We start from the raw sequence: 17,275 nt of genomic DNA, 5'->3' as shown, positions 1-17,275 counted from the left end.
CTCATTCAATATAATCAAATAATAATTTTTGATCAATAGCTTGAATACTGCCCTTATATTTTATCTCTCCATTCTCTAAAATAACTATGTATGGATTTAATTTTATAATCTCGGAAGTCAACTTATGGATTACTATTACACATATTTTATCTTTCATTAATTCTTTTAGAAGCCCAAAAAAATCTTTTTCAAAAGTTTTATCTAAAGCGGAGGTTGGCTCATCTAAAATATAAATCTGAGCTTCTTTTAATAGACATCTTATGATTGCAATACGTTGCCATTGCCCTCCTGAAAATACAGTATTTCCAAACCAATTCCCCATCATAGTATCAAGTTTATCGTCAAGTCCTTCTACTATTTTTTTCATTTTTACTTTATCAATATATCTCATTATTCTCTCATCTTCAAATACATGTGTATTTGACATGGCTATATTTTCTCTTAAAGTAGCTTCATATTTGTTAAAGTCTTGAAACAATACCGAAATATTATCATAATAATCATTACAATCTATCTTTCTCAATGAAGTAACCTCATTTATAAGTATATCTCCATTGTAATTATTATAAAGATTCGATAGCATTTTTATTAAAGTAGTTTTCCCTGAACCATTTTTCCCCAAAATTATAGTAGGTTTCCCTTTCTCAATTTTTAAATCATCTATCTTAAGATCAAAATATTTATTAGGATAATTATAAATTAAATTTTTGAAATCGATACTGTCTATTTCCCCTAATTTTAATGTTCCTCCGCTGTTACTTATATTTTTATTAATAAACTCAAAATAATTAAATGCATATAAAGAATCTTTATACAAATCTGAAAAAAATGAAAGTAATTCAGTTGTGTTATTTTGAATCATCATTATAGTATCAATATATGCAAATACATCTCCGATTAAATTCAAAGCTATTCTTTTTAAAACAACTATTCCAATTATAAGTATATACACAGTAGTTTCTATTATATTTACTATAAATATTAAAGCACTAGTTTTCTTTAAAATTTTTATATCTTGTTCCGTTATCTTAACCCTAATCGCTTTAAATTTTTCAAACCAATAACTAAAAAATCTGTAAGTTATCATCTCTTTCTTTGCTATATCATTTGATGTCAAATAGTTAATATAACTTATCCTTCTAAATGGCTCTATTTGACTTTTTTCTTTTTTATAGTTTATTTTACCTACATATATATCTATTAATAACTTAATCACAGGAAATAAAAATACTATAAAAATCCACCAATCAGGAGACAAGCTTAACATCATAAATGAGCACATAAATATCGAAATGAGCATCTCTAATATTTTAATAAATCCTATATATATTTCTAAAATTTTTTGCTTTCCTAACTGATTTCCAGATTGAATTAAAGAATATATTTCATTGTTTTCATAATCTTCTAGCTGAAACACTCCATTCTTTTCCATAGTTTGAAAATCCAACTTAGCTTGTATAATAACTCTTTGTTTAGATAAAAAATACTGTTTAATAAATTTAATCGTAACTATAAAAAAATTTATTAATGCATAATCTATTAATCCTAAAAATAATAATCGAATAATTTTATCTTGTAAATAATGCTGTATGCTATTTAACAATATTCTGTTTGCTAATATAAGTAAATATCCACTAGTTCCTGATACAACTGTAATTAAAATATTCAAAATAAATAACTTCTTAGAATATTTATAAGTTAATATAAGTGATTTTGTTATGCTCTTAACCATCATTTTTGTATTCTTTTATATACTTTAGCTGATAATATAGAAAATACCGTTATATATATCAGATAAATAATTATAGTTGCTATTGCTAAATTAACTAATAATCCAAATAAATTTAAGAACTGATTTTTAGAAAAAATAAATATATATTCTGGACTATTCATAGGTGTTATACTTAAAATCTTATTAATGAATGTATTTTTACCATCTCTAAAAAATATGTTATTTACATATGTTATTATTATCATTAGAATTGATACGATTCCAGTAGCATACGATTTTTTTAACAAAGAAGATAGAAATAATGAAAGACATACCATAGATAATATTCCCATCCAAGCAGCAAACATATAATATAAAATAACTTGTCCTATATTTGCATTTATGGAAGAGAAAAGCGAAATAAATTGAAAATCTGTTTTTAATCCTCTAACACCAATTTTTAGAAACATATAACATAAATATGGAACTGCAGTTGCAGAATAAACTACAGTAGAATATATCAAAGTACTAAGAATTCTATATTTGGCAAAATATTTTTTACCTTCTTCTGACATAATAATAATCTCCCTTACTCCATTTTCAAATGTTTCAGAAAAGCTTTGTGCTGTCATAATTACTGATATAAACATAGATGCTATAATTAAAACCGTTAAAAACTCCAATATAGTTCTCCAAAATGACGCTGTTTGATCAATATAAAAAGGAATATTTAGCTCTTCTTCCATTTTTTCAACTTTATCAGTAGCGTTTATTTTTGACGCTTGTTGTAAAACCTCCTCATTCCTTAGTTTATAAAAATTTTTAGGAATATTCATAGGAATGTAGGCGTCATCTTTCCATTCAACTAAAGGCTTTTCTCTATTTGCATTTATATATAAAAAACTATAAATCATGCTAGTAGCATCACTATTAATTAAATTCTCATATACAGGTTTTGATCTTTTTGAATTCCTATCAACGTTTTCGTTATGACTCTTTGCAGCTTCTGTTAATTTTTCATTATCTAAGTACCCATAGTACTTATCAGGGTAGGAAAGAACTTGTTTAATTGCTTTATTTCCATATATTTCTTTGTACTCATTATCTATTATTTCTCCAGTATATAGAGATTTATTGTATGCAAAAAGTGCCACTAATAAACTAAGTAATGCACAAAATAAAATAACAATAATACTTTTTTTATTAAATGTATTTTTTAATTCATTAAAAAATATAAACATCATCCACCCACCTTTTGATAATAAGTATATATATCTTCAAATGTAACATTTGTAATATTGTCTATTCCAAAATCTCGTTCTGACATAAATCTTAAAACATTAATATTTGAATTTTCATAACTTCTATTCATAACAAGTACATTATTTTTACTTATAAATTCATCTATTTGTTTTTCAGTTCCTTTAATTTTGTACACATTTTTTGGAATTTGATTTATTAAATCTTCTGTTTTCCCTTGAATTATTATTTTTCCATTTTTCAGTATAATAATATTATTAGCGATATAATCTATATCTGATATTATATGGGTCGATATTATAACTGTATTATTTTCACCATACTTTGATAAAAATTCTTTTAACTTTTTCCTCTCATATATATCTAAACCAACAGAGGGCTCATCTAACACCACTAACTTAGGATTATTTAAAAAAGCTTGTGTTATTTTAACTTTTTGTTTTGTACCTCCAGATAATTTTTTTATTTTTACATTTAAATATTTATTAAAATTAAATAAATCTGAAAAAAAGTTAATATCTCTTTCTATTTCTTTTATCCTCATTCCTTTATAGCAACCAACATATGTTAAAAAATCTCTAACTGTTTGTAATTCATCTAGTCCACCTTTTTGTGGAACATATCCTAAAGGATAATCATAAACCGATCCTTTTGTGTTAGATTTAGAATTATATATAACTTTCCCTTTATCTTGTAATAGTAGTCCTAATAAAATTTTTATAACAGTGGATTTACCTGCCCCATTATGCCCTAACAAAGCATATATGCCATTGTTAATCTCAATATTTATTTCATCGATTACTCTGGCATTACCATAAGATTTTGATATTCCTTTTAGCTCCAAATTCATATTAACCTCTTTTTTTAATAAGTCTAACAGAATAAGAGGAAATACAATTCCTCTTATTCTGTTAGACTTATTCTATATCGCCTGACCCTCTTACAGTCCAAAATGCTTCGCTTGAGTTAGCAGCGCTGTGTTTTGGACTAGAACAACTACACCCACATTTAAAACAACGATCTTCACCACGAGTTGTAGCATAAGTATTTGAACACATACATGACAATGGTTTCACTCCGTCCCCTGGCTTACGTCCTAATGGGTTGATAAGTTTCATAATTACATCCTCCTTTTGATTTTTTATTTGTCTAGACAATTTATCAAAACACAATTAAGTGAATTGAACAGAATTTATTTGATTTATGATTTCGCTATTTGATTCGAGAAATTCATGATATAGTATTAAATCTTTTTCAATTGCAATTCTTGCAGCAATACAATGTTTATGTCTATATTTTAAATTAATTCCTTTTTCATCATAACAATTCATATAACATAAAGAACATAAATGTATAGCCCAACATTTTTTACAAAATTGCTTTGCAAACTTATCATATTGCTCTATGTAATACTTATTAATTCTTTCTGCATCTAATCCAGTTTTTATATTACCTATATTGGGAGATGCTCCCAATCTTTCGCATATTAAATATTCACCTTCAGTAGTTACATAATATCTTCTACTTCCCGGAATACAACAACCATTCATATAATATTTCTGCATTGGGTTTTCAGTTATACTTCTTCTATGAATTATAGCTAAATCTTTTATTAAGTTCTCTTTAGCTATTGCTTTTATTTCAAACTCGCTATCAGATTTCTCATCATAAAATTCTTCTGTAGCCCATGAATATAGAGGATCTAAAAATCTTCTATTATTAAAGCTCTTTTCTCTTGCATAACGTTCTGTTGATCCATCAACACCTTCATATTCAAACTCTACATTTCCTTTAGATACAAATGATGATGTATGACCCACTTCTTTTGGCAGTATTCTACACTTATTAAAATAGTCATCTATCCTATCTAAATCTTCTTCGTCATATTCTGGTAAAACAGTATTTATTGATAAACATTCTCCTGCTCTAGTTCCAAAATTTTTAACTAATTTTTCTATACCTCTTATTGTGTTATCATAAGTTCCTTTTCCATTTGTAAAAACTCTGTATTTATCATGCATTTCTTTAGGGCCATCTAAGCTAATAGTAATTAAAACATTTGGTAATTTAGAAAAAAATTTTGCGATACTATCGGTTATTAATGTTCCATTAGTTGTCATAGCATATAGAATTTTTTTATTTGGATAATTATTATTTATATATTCTATACAATTCTTGATGAGTTTATAATTTAATAATGGTTCACCTCCATAAAATGATATGCTAACATCATCTCGTTCTGTTGTTTTTAAAAATTCATCGATAGCAGCTTTTGCTATTTCAAAAGTCATAAATTTACTTCCAAAAGTTCTATATCCGCCACCATTTTCATTATAATAACAATATTTACACCTCATATTGCAACTTTCTGTCACCTCAAGTATAAGTTGTTGACGTTCTGAACTTATAACATTTCTAACATTAGGTTTAACAAAATCTTCTAATATAGGTGCTTGGAGAATGTTTTCTGTATCTATTGTATTTTTTAACTCAGATAAATTAGATACACCAACTTCGTTATGTGAGGACAACACATCTTTAGCATTTTTCCCCTCAATTAACTCTTCAATTATGGAGTACATATCCTTTGAAATTTCAAATATTTTACCAGTTCCTACATCATAAAAATAAAATTTTCTTCTAGTTTTAAATACCCTGCACAATCTCTTAAAATCCTTAATCTTATCAAAATAATCAATGAGCTCACTACTTATCATAAACTCCCTCCTATCTAATTATAAGTTCAAATTTTATTTTTTAATTATCATTTGCTTATATATTTTAAAGAATTTGTGCTAACTTTAAACAATTACTTGAATAATAATGTTTGTTTCCTAATTTAAAATCTTTATTAATTTATCCATAGCAATTTCCATTATTATCTCTAGCTTCTTTGTAAGTCATCACTAGTTTAAATTACGCTGATTATATTATTATATTAAATTTATTTTTCTCTCTCTCTTTAATCTAATGTTATATTAGCTCTTTAATCTAATATTATATTAGGATTAAATATATTTCAGCTAACTTTTGTGAATGTTTTTGTTTTTTATTAAAGAATTTTTATCAGGCATTAAAATTATTTCATTACATACTTTTTGTATTTCATGGTCATGAGAAATTATTACTATAATTTTATCTTTACTTCTTTCTTTTATTATAGAAATTACTTTTTTCTTCATTTCTTTATCTAAACCAGATAAAGCTTCATCTAATAAAATCAAAGGTTGCTTACTAATCAACAGTCTCGCTAACTGTATTTTTTGTTGTTCTCCTTTTGATAAAGTTTCTTTAAAATTTTTAGTACTATATTTTTCAATTCTTTCTAATTCTAAGAATTGAATTATTTCTTCTAAATATGGTTCATACACATTCTTTTTCACTGGTAATGTTATATTAGAATTTAGGTTTTCACGTAATATGAATGGTTTACTTTCTATAAACAAAACTTTATTTCTTAAATCCTCATCCTTATAGTCACTTATCTCATTACCATTTATTAAAATTTCTCCTTTGTAATTAGTATAAAGTTTACTTATTAGATTAAATATTGTTGTTTTACCTGATCCATTTTCTCCAACTATCGCATATAAACCAGGCTTCGATATTTCAAATGAAAAATCTTTCAATATGTATTCATCATCATATTTGAATGAAACATTTTTAAATTTAAGGCTAGTTACTTTTGACAATTTCTTTCCATCAATTTTCTTTTCACTGTCATGATCAATAATTTTCTTATATCGTTCTAAATCTACAATAACTTCATTAAAAGAAAAGTTTAAATCACAAATTTTTTTAATTGACGAATGCAACTTTTCCATATAACTACTAAAGGCAACTATGTTGCCCAATGTCAAATTTCCTAATATTATTAATTTTGCTGAAATGAATAATATTAGAGAACTTAAAATAATAGTTATCAAATCTTGTAAACTCGTTACGGTCATATTTATTTTCAAATTAGACATAGATACATTTTTTAAATCCTGAAGCTTTTCTTTATAATTTTCTTTAAATGTTTTTTCCAGATTATTTAGTTTTATTCCAGTTAAGTTTGAAATCGTATCTATTAGATAATCAGAATATACATCTAATTTTGCTATATAGTCTCTTTGTTTACTAATAATAGTATTTTTGAATATATAGTTAATTCCGTAGGTCAATGGAAGTAATATAATCGCAATTATAAATAACTTTAATGATATCCTAATCATAATATAAGCAGATATAATGATGCTAAACATAATCATAACTATGCTTGAAAATAAATCTATATAGAAACCGACTATTTTATCACCTGTATTTTCTATTCTACTTACAAGTTCTCCTTCACCATACGAATTTAAAAATTCATATCTTGTATCTAAAATTTTAGAGAATATCGCTTCTTTTATACTATTTGAACAATCTATAGATAATATATTTCCTATCCATTCCTCCAAAACACTGCTTAAACTTTGAAATATATTTAAAAATAGGCTTATGATAATAAACTTTAACACTAATTGCAAATCTTTTATTACTATTAAATCAATAATTTTCCCAAATACATAAGGAATCGCCATACTCGCTATTATTCCTAATAGTATGACTATTATTAAATATATAATTTTCTTTTTCTGTGGTAATATAAATTTATCAATTATTTTTTTGTGTTCACTCCAATCAAACATATTATTCATCTACTAAATATACTTTCCTAGATTTAAAATCAATTGACCAAAAAGAATTTTCAGTACTTTCCCAAATATATTTATCGGATGTATCTCTCCACCATTTTTCATATTCTTCTACTATGTTTTTATAATCTCTATCTACTTTTTTATAAACTTCTTGACTTTCCGATAAGATTTTCAACAAGTTTTCTAAGGCTATTTTCTTTTCAAGAAGCTTTTCTAAATTTCTACTTTCTTCCTGTGTTAATGTTCCAACTTCTTTCAACTTAGTTATCCTCCAAGTATTTTTTGTTTAAAATTCCATTTACAGGATTTTTTCCTAAAACATCAACAAATGGATCTAAATAATTTAGTGGCTTTATATATCTATCAAACTCCATTAATTCTGATAATTTTTTCTGTAATTCATAAGATACTATATATTCAACACTAGATTTTACACATGAATTTTTAGAAGGTATATTAACTTCATTTGTATTTATATAATTTTCAAAACTACAAGAATTACAATGACAAACACTGCATTTATTGCAAAGTGGAGAATATTCTTCAGAGTATAAATGTCTATTGTATTTCTCTTTTATTCCATCGTTTAAGCTTCCGATATAATCCAAAGGAAAATTAAAGTAAAATTCTGGACAAACATAAAACTTTTCGTTACTTGCAAGGGTATAAGAATTCAATCCGCTATCACATATTTCTTTTTCTTTCATAAACAATTCATCAGTTATTACATTTAGTTCTTTAATTATTCCTTTATTCACATATTCGTAATAAATATAATCAGAAATATTCTTTAGTTGTTTTTCATATAGGATGAAATCAAATCGTTTATCAAAATCTAATATATTTAGATTAATCCTGTTAGTCTTATTGAATAATTTTTTTACAAAATTCTCCATATCATTTAAATGATCAGATGATATATTTAATATTATATTTTCTTCTAACTTCATATTTCTTACAAACTCTTCATCATTAGGATATTCAATTGTAAGAATATAGTTATTAGTTATTTTTCTTATACTATCTTGATTTCTTATTGAGCAATAGTGAAAAATATTATGTCCTTTTAAGTCTATCTCTTTGAAATTTAAATTGAGTCCATTATTGCTATGTATGAATACTGGTCTTAGAAAATTATTTTTAGCATATTCTAATCCTTGCATTATTGTTTCATTAGACATAATAGTAGATCCACTTCTATTTTCACTACTAGCACAAGTTTTTACAGTCGAATTAGACAACAAAAAATACAGTTTATCTCTTTCTTCGTTATTAATCTCTCTTTCAATTCCATACCTATTATGTAGTTCTGCAAAGTAGTAGTTATTTGCTCTTACTCTTGCTTTATGCATTTTACAAATATACTTTGCTTTTTGAAAATTTGTGTTACTATATGCAGAATCATAATTATGACCAAAACATGAAGTGCATCCACTTGCAATTCTACAGTTAAGACACTCTTCATCAGATTGAAGTTTTGTATTTAACAGATAATAAGGTCTTATTTTATCAAAATCTATACCATTTACCACATCACCAATTACAACTTCTTTTTTATTGTTAAGCGAATAATCTTTATATCTCATACATGGATACAATGATCCATCAGGTCCTACTGCTATCATCTTTCCAGCACCACAAGAAGCTGTTTCTAATATTTCTCTACTATTTGGAAAACCTATAGATTCATCAAATAAAGTACAAGAATATTTATCAAATAGCTTATTTTCAATTATATAGTCTGCCAACTCTATTAATTGATCCTCAAAAATTTTATCGTCTCCGTCTTCCCAAACGTCTTCAAATACTACATTTGCTGCTACATCAAATATCCCTAATTCCCATAAATGAATTATGCTATCTTTTAAATATTTTAAATCTTTACTTGAAAAAGTAACTTTGGTGGATGCTTGAAATTGATTTTTATACAATTCTATGTTTTTGATTATTTCATCATAAGAACCCTTTCCATTTGGGAAAACTCTGTGCATATCATGTTTTTCTTTTATCCCATCCAACGTAATTGCAATTTCGAGTTTTCCTTGATTTTTCTTTATAAAATCTTGTACTTCTTTACTAGCATAATTAACCCCATTTGTCGTTATATTAATCCTATAATCCCAATACCATTCATCATTTAGTAAATATGTTTTTAGTTTAAAGTAATCACATATTTGATCTATTAATTTTATTTCAAGTAGTGGCTCTCCACCTATAAAATCTAATATAACTCCTTTGGGTCTTATTATTTCTTCTGATAGTACATAATCAATAAATTTCTTAGCTACATCAAATGACATTTTCTTATTTGAAGATTTATGTTTAATATAACAATAACTACATCTCAGATTACAATCTTCAGTTACAATAAAAGTTAATGTCTGAGCAAGACCATCTTTCCAAATATTAATTTCTTTTCCAAGTTTATAGGTCGTCTTATTTTCTATCATCTTTATTTAAATTATTATCAAATGCACTATGTGAATATTTAGGGTGCTTAGCAGCATTTTTTGCTGTACAACTATACCTACAAGTATTAGTACATGATAATTTACACACATTAAAAGGAGTAATTTCTCTTCCTGCCATATTATTTTTTAGTTTACTTGAATAATTCATTACTTTATCACCTTCAATTATTATTAATCCTTTACTTTTTCTTTAATTTTATATTTTTTTAACTTTCATTTCAGCTAACTTTTGTGAATAAAAAAAGCATTAGAATTTTTAAATCCTAATGCTCAGCTGTCAAAATGAATCTACATAACCTAGTTCTCTTACCTTGTCTATCATTTCTTGATAATTTCTAACATTTAATTTTTGATATATTCTAGATAAAGATACCGCTAAACTTCTAACATTTGTATTAAGTTCTTTAGCTAGTTCTTTCCTAGACATACCATTTGAATACAATCTCACTATTTTTAATTCATATTTTGTCAACGATTCTAACATATAATTTTCTTCAGGAAATATTATTTCATCTTCTTCTACAATACTTTTAATATATTGTATTAACTTTTTAGTATCCTCTTCTTTAGAAATAAATCCTCTACATCCTATTTCTTTAGCTCGTTTTATATAGAATTCTAATTTATATGCAGTTAGAATAACAATTTTTATATCTCTATAATCTTCTATCAATCTTTCAGCTAAATCTAATCCATTTACTGTTCCTTCAATACCCGTTAAGTTAATATCTATAAGTAATAGGTCATAACTAAGAATTGATTTATCTGTATTAATTTTTTCAATACGATCTATTATATCTACAGAAATAGATTGTTCTGTTTCTAAACTCATTTTTAAAGAAGTAGCTACCATTTTATGATCTTCTATTAACAAAATTTTCATTTACAACTCTCCTATCTAATGGAATTTTTATTTTAAATTGCACATACGATTCTTCTAATTCTTCATTATTTTTAAATATTTCATATTCAAATACCCCTCTGTATTGTTTTAAATTCAATCTTAGAATATTTAATCCTATATTGCCTTCTTTAATTTTATCTTTATCTTTTATATAATCTCCAACGTTTGTAACTGTTAAGTAAATTATATTTTTTTCTACTTTCAGATTAATATTAGTGTTGTAACCTTTAGAATGCTTAAACGCATTTATTAATAACTCATTAATACATTTATATACTAGCTCATCATAAGGTGATGAAAGTTCAATATCTTTTTTACATTCAAATTCAATAAGCATCTGTTTACTTAAATACATATCTTCTAGATCTGATATAAGTTTATTATATGCATCATACAAAGAACTGTACTCTTTAATCTTAGGGTTAAATGAATCAATTTCATGTCGAATTAAATCATTCAATTTATCTAAATTCTGTAATATATAATTTTTATCTGAACCTGACAAATTATCTTCAATCCATCTACGTATAGCTATTATAATTTGAAGTATATCATCATGTAAAAATGTCTGAATTTTTAAAATATTAAGTCTTTCAATTTCTCTGTTTCTATATATTTCAACATAATAACCATCTAATAATTCATCAAAAGTAACACTTTGATGTTTCTTATATTCCTTATAACTTCTAAATTCTGCTAAATATATAAAAAAGTAAAAAGATAATAAAGTAATATCTACTACAGAAATACCAACTAAATATAGCAATACAAATAAAACAATATAACCTAAAAATAGGTTCCTCATGGCTTTGATAAATAATGCTAATCCTTTACTTACATCCGTTATCATAATTTTATATAGTAATACCGACTCCATTGATATAATTGATAATAGTAGGTACTCACTAATTGAAACATTCTCAATACTATTGATTTTCTTATAAATACAAAAAGAAATAATAAAACATATTTGTAAATATAAAATTACCCTTCTATTATTATGTCTTATTTTTCTATCTAATACATAAGAAATACTAGGACTCATTAATAAAAGAATAACTACATATTTATATATAAAATTGGATAATGAATAATTATAATTTATTGTTAAAGCTGACATAAAAATAATAATAGTTATAATTAGTTTTTTAATACTTAACTTATACGTTGAATATATCAAGGCTAAATTTTCTAACAATAATAAGCTATATATGACTAATTCTATGTGTTTTCCTGTTTGTAAATTAATTAGTATTGTATCTTCTATACACATAAATATTATAAATAGGATAATTAGAATACTATGCTTTAAAATGAATTTTTTATCAGAATTTAATATTGTAATAACATACGAAATAAAATTTACAATACTCAGCAAAATTATTATTATAATTCCTATATCTTTTTGTTGATAATACTTTATAAAAGGAATTATAGGTATGAACAAAACAATTTGTAATATAATATGAGCAATCAAAATTAAATCTTTTCTTTTCATAATTTTTCCTTATAAATGTTGATAAACACAAATAATCGTAACTCTATGATATAGACGATACATGATTTTATATCAATATTCTTCTAATATTATTATATACTATATCTCAGTATAAATTAGTTATTTTAGTATCTGTTATTCTACCTACTGCTTCTAGTTATTTTTTACTCTTTTATTTATTGTAACCTTATCAATAATAAATCTCAGCTAACTTTTGTGTATTAAGCATATATTTGTAAAATATTAAACATATATTTTTAAAATATTCAACTAATACTTGAATAATCATTGTTTATTCAACAAAAAATAAAGGCAGCCCGAAGACTGCCGATATTTATCTCTCTGCGCCTTTGCTATGGTCTTTCTTATTAGATTTAGTTTTGTCATCTGTCTTAGAGCTTTTTATTTGCCCTAATATGGACTTTTTATCTTTATCTTGACTCTTTACTTGTTCTTTTGCTTTTAAGAGCTTAGAAGACAAAATACGAACATTCTTATGTTCCTTTCCGTTGTTGTCGATGCTTGTTTTTACTTGACCAAATATTTTAACAAAATCTCCTTGTTTAAGATTCTCTAAATCTTTTGTCTTATCTCCATAGGCTGAACAATTGGTATAAATTTTATTCCCATCGTCATCTTTTGAAACAATAGAAAAATTACTTACTTTAAACTTTTCTCCATTAGCATTTTCTCTTTCAAGATTTTCTACTTTGCCAGCTATATTCCCCACAAGATTTATGAGGTCGTCTTTCTCTTCAATATCACTGATATTTTCAACAATCTTACCTTGTTCTTTCATATCATCAATCATATAGTCAAAGTCATCATTTAATAGACCTGTTGTGTCTTTGATCATAAATAAAACATAGACTTCTTCAAGTGCCTTTTCGTCATTAACGCCTTTTTCTATGCTCACAAGTGCTTTTATAAAATCCTTATAGTTATCATTCATCATTTCTTCTAAGTTTTCTCTAATATCTTTGTATTCCATAATTTCCTCCTTGTACTAAATAAGGAGAGCCTTTAGCCCTCCTCTATCGTTCTTGTCCTTTTTCACTTTTTTCTTGGTTTTTATCTTTTTCTTCTTCTGATTTGAATTTTGATATTTGTCCCAATATTGATGGTTTCTCTTCCCTGGCGTGAAGATTATCCTCTACATCATAAGTTGATTCAAAGTAATCACTATCTTTAAAATCATTGTCATACCTATCTGGTATTCCATCATTGTCAAGATCTTTTGCTAGTGGATCATAGAAGTTTCCGTCATCATCTATTTCTAGTCCTAGAGCTTGTTTTAAATCTTCTTCATCTACTGATACCAGGTCATCAAAACTTGACATCTTTATGGCTTCAGTCATATCTTTAAGAGCTTGTGAATTAGATATATCTTCTTCTACAAAAGATTCTGTTCTAATAGCAATATTATCTACATACTGAGTCCAAGTTTTTTCTTCCAAATTTACCTCATATTGAATAGAATGCTTCCCATCTGGTGTTTCTGTATAGGCAAGTCCTATATGGCTTAAATCAGGATATAGTTTGTCAAAGTCTTCATAACTATTAGATTCTGAAAACTCGTAGTTAGAATAATCGACTATCGCCCTCTTTAAATTTTCTAATAATGGTGATTGGTTTTCTAATTCTTCGACTTCTCCCATATCTAAAAGTTTATTAATCTCAGCTAGTCTTAGTATCTTATCCCTTAACTCATCTGCTTTTTCAAATGGTTTTGTCAATTCTACTTTGGCATTTTCTAAAGATTCTTTATAGTTTTCAAGATTTTGATTTAACCTTTCAAGTCTTGCAGGCATTTTTTCAATGGCATTATCAAGTCTTGTTATATTACCATCAGTAGAGTTTGAAAACTCTCCGAAGTATTCTGCTTTTCCTAGAAGTTTAAAGGTGTGAGTGTTAGTCATAAAGTTATATGAAACTTGTAAGTCTAAATTTCTATATTTACCAATAACCTTGCTATCATTTATCTTAACTTTTTTTATTTCTTCTAATAGCTTATCTCCTGCTTCTTTCTTATCTAAAATTTTATTTTCTCCAATACTGATTGAAGTGAATTTGCTATCTCCTTCTCCTAATTTCTCAACATTTGCAATATCTTCTTTAACTGCTTGTATTTCCATTTCAGTTTTTAAAATACTTTGAGGATAAATTTTATTTACCTTATCTTCAAGCTTGTATTTATTAGACTTGTAGTTTGCTTCCAGCATTTTTAGTTTTGTAACTTCGTTATCTAAATCCATTTTTTCTTTAATTAAAGGATTTCCAGTAGCTAAAGCCTTAATTTCTGAATAAGATAGGCTTGCTTCATCAACATCTTCTGCAACTCTTACTGGAGTTTTTGAGGTCATAATTTGAGAAATGAATTTCTGCTTATTCTCTATTGTCTGGTCGAGTAGGTCGGGGATATTACTATCCCTTTCCCCTCTAAGAACCGTGCATGAGAGTTTCCCCTCACACGGCTCAAGTTTTTATAAGCCCTAATTAAAGAGCCAGCGTGTTTTCTTCATCATTTATATGCAATTTTCTATGACACCAAGGGTGTACTAAAGTTTTAAGGGTAATGTTATTTTGAATTGTTTGATGTACTCTAAAGTCTGTATCAATAGTTATTTTCTCTCCACAAACAGGACATATTCCATTTTGCATTTTATACAGTCTATTTATAACTGTACGTCCTTTAAGTTCGTTTCGTATTTTTAACTCTTCTCTTTCTTCAAAGTATATTTGCCAATTTTCATCAAATGGATTTGCTTCAGCTTGTATCTTGGTAAATCTTTTAATATCAGTGTCTGTAGCATATTTAAGACGAAGATAGTATTTCTCACCATTTTCCATTTTGTCGCCAGTTGCTACACTGAAAGTCCAAGTTCTATTTCCAATGGTATGGAAGTATTTCTCAGCTATCCATTTTCTACCTTTCTTTGGGTGTCTACGAACGCACCAGGTCCACAAGCTTTTATATATTTCATAATCAAGTTTTTCAAAGGCTTTAGATGAAACATTATATTTCTGATAGTTTACCCAACCTATAATGATTGGATTTAATTTTCTAATCAAAATTTCTTGTTTCATTGACGGATTATCTTTTATGATTCGTCTGATTTTATCAACAATAGCCTTGAAGTTCTTATCAGATGGTTTTGTAAGCAACTTATCTTTATACATCCTAATATTAACTCCAAGAAAATCAAAACCGTCATTTATATGTGTTATGAGTGTCTTTTCCTCTGATAATTCTAAACCTCTTTCAGCCAAGAATTTTACAATGATTGGCTTTACACCATTTTCAAGCAATTCTGCACTTTCCCCTGTAACGATGAAATCATCTGCATATCTAACAAAGTTAACCTTTGGGAAATATGTTTTCTTATTTACTGTTCTTCTATGGTATTTCTCTTTGATTGCTTTTTCTAAACCATCTAATACCATATTGGATATAATAGGTGATATTGGCGAGCCTTGGGGACTTCCTGTTTCTGTTGTAAATAGTTTTTGTTTTTCTATATATCCACACTCAAGCCAAAGTTTTAATAATTTCTTGTTCATTGGAATATTATTTAATATCCATTCATGACTTATATTATCAAAACAACCTTTTATATCTCCCTCAAGTACCCATTTTGCAGATTTCTTTTTATTAAGTGATGTAAAACACTGCTCGATAGCATCTTGTGTACATCTTTTTGCCCTAAATCCATAAGAATTAGGGTCAGCAGTAGTTTCTGCTATGGGTTCAAGTGCAAATTTATATAGGGTTTGCATTGCTCTATCTGTCATTGTAGGAATGCTGAGAGGTCTTTTCTTCCCATTTTTCTTTGGTATATACACTCTTTTAAGAGGCTTAGGTTTATATCCTTTTAAATTTAACTTTTCTATCGCCTTATACTTTGCCTGTGATGTTAGCCATAATTCACCATCAACACCACTTGTTTTCTTGCCTTGATTTTCAGTTACCCTCTTAATAGCCAAGGCTTTTGCATAAAATGAAGTTGTGAGTAAATGTTGTAAAGATTTTACCTTTCCGTATTTACTCATTTTCCACGCTTTCACAATACGCATTTGTAGTTTTTTAACATAGCTTTCTGCTAGAGAAAAATCTATACTTTCCCAGTCTTTAGCTCTGTTAGTAGTAGCACACATTTTACTGTTCATTTGCTTTCTCCTTTCAAAAATTCTACAAGTTCTCTTGTGATTAAAAACCAAATGGAAGTCTGCACTCTTTCAAGTTAGGGCAAATTTTGAACCCCTATCCATCTCATTACAAGATGGCATTCGCTTTTTCCATTCTCCTTTACCTGCACCATTATCAGCATTTCTTACGATTTGCCTTGCCTTATGGCAATAGTACAGGCTTACCATGTTCCACTTAATTAACATTGATAACTTAGGCTCTACCTCTCTGCCGGTAGTCTTTTTGTCCGTGTAATCCCACTATGGAAAGGATTATCCGACTACACACCATTTTGGTTCAGGCTTATCAGCAACTTTAGCCTGTTCGCCTTAACGACATTTATCAGTAGTTCACATATGTTAGCCATATTATCAAGCCTCGCTCCCTAACCACCTTGTTGCTGGCAGTTTCGGTATTTCCTCACGGTTTTACCTCAAGTAGGGTTACTTTAATATCGGCTTACCACACCTAAGTGCAGTCGATACTCGGCTCAACTAACGGAATAGTTGGTTTGGTCATCATGCCAAACAGTTAAATTAAGCGACTTCATGTCGCACCCA

15 protein-coding genes are annotated in these 17,275 nt (G+C 26.9%); all 15 read right to left on the bottom strand.

What is annotated here, in order from left to right:
• Window position 1: 1 nt before the first annotated feature.
• Entirely contained in the window at window positions 2-1,669 is a 1,668-nt protein-coding gene (locus tag F594_RS0108800; protein ID WP_169501869.1) for an ATP-binding cassette domain-containing protein, read from the bottom strand.
• Between the two features lie 62 nt (window positions 1,670-1,731).
• Window positions 1,732-2,952, bottom strand: coding sequence for an ABC transporter permease (locus tag F594_RS0108795; RefSeq protein ID WP_019035327.1), 1,221 nt, complete (start codon window positions 2,950-2,952; stop codon window positions 1,732-1,734).
• Window positions 2,952-3,821 carry an ABC transporter ATP-binding protein gene (locus F594_RS0108790; RefSeq protein WP_019035326.1) on the bottom strand — a complete coding sequence of 290 codons (870 nt, stop codon included), beginning with the start codon at window positions 3,819-3,821 and terminating at the stop codon, window positions 2,952-2,954. Before F594_RS0108790 ends, F594_RS0108795 begins: the two co-directional genes overlap by 1 nt.
• A gap of 67 nt (window positions 3,822-3,888) precedes the next feature.
• Complete coding sequence (locus tag F594_RS0108785; RefSeq protein ID WP_019035325.1) at window positions 3,889-4,089, bottom strand: Apre_1838 family putative sactipeptide bacteriocin; 201 nt, start codon at window positions 4,087-4,089, stop codon at window positions 3,889-3,891.
• Between the two features lie 54 nt (window positions 4,090-4,143).
• Window positions 4,144-5,688, bottom strand: a complete 1,545-nt coding sequence (locus tag F594_RS0108780) for a radical SAM protein (RefSeq protein WP_019035324.1) — start codon at window positions 5,686-5,688, stop codon at window positions 4,144-4,146.
• A gap of 306 nt (window positions 5,689-5,994) precedes the next feature.
• Window positions 5,995-7,656, bottom strand: coding sequence for an ABC transporter transmembrane domain-containing protein (locus F594_RS0108775; protein WP_019035323.1), 1,662 nt, complete (start codon window positions 7,654-7,656; stop codon window positions 5,995-5,997).
• Complete coding sequence (locus F594_RS0108770) at window positions 7,649-7,915, bottom strand: CXXX repeat peptide modification system protein (RefSeq protein WP_019035322.1); 267 nt, start codon at window positions 7,913-7,915, stop codon at window positions 7,649-7,651. The genes F594_RS0108775 and F594_RS0108770 overlap by 8 nt, the downstream gene beginning before the upstream one ends.
• Before the next feature lies 1 nt (window position 7,916).
• On the bottom strand, window positions 7,917-10,106 hold the full coding sequence (locus tag F594_RS0108765) for a radical SAM peptide maturase, CXXX-repeat target family (RefSeq protein ID WP_019035321.1): 2,190 nt from the start codon (window positions 10,104-10,106) through the stop codon (window positions 7,917-7,919).
• A complete protein-coding gene (locus F594_RS0108760; RefSeq protein ID WP_019035320.1) occupies window positions 10,093-10,275 on the bottom strand; it encodes a hypothetical protein in 183 nt (60 codons plus the stop codon). The genes F594_RS0108765 and F594_RS0108760 overlap by 14 nt, the downstream gene beginning before the upstream one ends.
• Window positions 10,276-10,404: 129 nt before the next feature.
• Window positions 10,405-11,010 (bottom strand): response regulator transcription factor, encoded by a 606-nt coding sequence (locus F594_RS0108755; protein ID WP_019035319.1) that lies wholly within the window; start codon window positions 11,008-11,010, stop codon window positions 10,405-10,407.
• On the bottom strand, window positions 10,982-12,529 hold the full coding sequence (locus F594_RS0108750; RefSeq protein ID WP_019035318.1) for a sensor histidine kinase: 1,548 nt from the start codon (window positions 12,527-12,529) through the stop codon (window positions 10,982-10,984). The genes F594_RS0108755 and F594_RS0108750 overlap by 29 nt, the downstream gene beginning before the upstream one ends.
• A gap of 334 nt (window positions 12,530-12,863) precedes the next feature.
• A complete protein-coding gene (locus F594_RS0108745; RefSeq protein WP_019035317.1) occupies window positions 12,864-13,520 on the bottom strand; it encodes a hypothetical protein in 657 nt (218 codons plus the stop codon).
• Between the two features lie 43 nt (window positions 13,521-13,563).
• On the bottom strand, window positions 13,564-14,892 hold the full coding sequence (locus F594_RS0108740; protein WP_019035316.1) for a hypothetical protein: 1,329 nt from the start codon (window positions 14,890-14,892) through the stop codon (window positions 13,564-13,566).
• 133 nt (window positions 14,893-15,025) lie between these two features.
• Window positions 15,026-16,696: a group II intron reverse transcriptase/maturase gene (gene ltrA, locus F594_RS0108735; protein WP_019034340.1), complete on the bottom strand. Its 1,671-nt coding sequence runs from the start codon at window positions 16,694-16,696 to the stop codon at window positions 15,026-15,028.
• Between the two features lie 69 nt (window positions 16,697-16,765).
• A complete protein-coding gene (locus tag F594_RS09690; protein ID WP_155802180.1) occupies window positions 16,766-16,921 on the bottom strand; it encodes a hypothetical protein in 156 nt (51 codons plus the stop codon).
• Window positions 16,922-17,275: the final 354 nt, after the last annotated feature.

Source organism: Peptoniphilus lacrimalis DSM 7455 (genome assembly GCF_000378725.1).
GTDB lineage: Bacteria > Bacillota > Clostridia > Tissierellales > Peptoniphilaceae > Peptoniphilus_A > Peptoniphilus_A lacrimalis.
This window is presented reverse-complemented; position numbering and strand designations above follow the sequence as displayed.

Coding starts and splice junctions, on each gene's coding strand:
- F594_RS0108795 (WP_019035327.1), bottom strand. CDS start 2,952: ATGTTTATATTTTTTAATGAATTAAAAAATACATTTAATAAAAAAAGT.
- F594_RS0108790 (WP_019035326.1), bottom strand. CDS start 3,821: ATGAATTTGGAGCTAAAAGGAATATCAAAATCTTATGGTAATGCCAGA.
- F594_RS0108785 (WP_019035325.1), bottom strand. CDS start 4,089: ATGAAACTTATCAACCCATTAGGACGTAAGCCAGGGGACGGAGTGAAA.
- F594_RS0108780 (WP_019035324.1), bottom strand. CDS start 5,688: ATGATAAGTAGTGAGCTCATTGATTATTTTGATAAGATTAAGGATTTT.
- F594_RS0108775 (WP_019035323.1), bottom strand. CDS start 7,656: ATGAATAATATGTTTGATTGGAGTGAACACAAAAAAATAATTGATAAA.
- F594_RS0108765 (WP_019035321.1), bottom strand. CDS start 10,106: ATGATAGAAAATAAGACGACCTATAAACTTGGAAAAGAAATTAATATT.
- F594_RS0108760 (WP_019035320.1), bottom strand. CDS start 10,275: ATGAATTATTCAAGTAAACTAAAAAATAATATGGCAGGAAGAGAAATT.
- F594_RS0108755 (WP_019035319.1), bottom strand. CDS start 11,010: ATGAAAATTTTGTTAATAGAAGATCATAAAATGGTAGCTACTTCTTTA.
- F594_RS0108750 (WP_019035318.1), bottom strand. CDS start 12,529: ATGAAAAGAAAAGATTTAATTTTGATTGCTCATATTATATTACAAATT.
- F594_RS0108745 (WP_019035317.1), bottom strand. CDS start 13,520: ATGGAATACAAAGATATTAGAGAAAACTTAGAAGAAATGATGAATGAT.
- F594_RS0108740 (WP_019035316.1), bottom strand. CDS start 14,892: ATGACCTCAAAAACTCCAGTAAGAGTTGCAGAAGATGTTGATGAAGCA.
- ltrA (WP_019034340.1), bottom strand. CDS start 16,696: ATGAACAGTAAAATGTGTGCTACTACTAACAGAGCTAAAGACTGGGAA.
- F594_RS09690 (WP_155802180.1), bottom strand. CDS start 16,921: ATGTTAATTAAGTGGAACATGGTAAGCCTGTACTATTGCCATAAGGCA.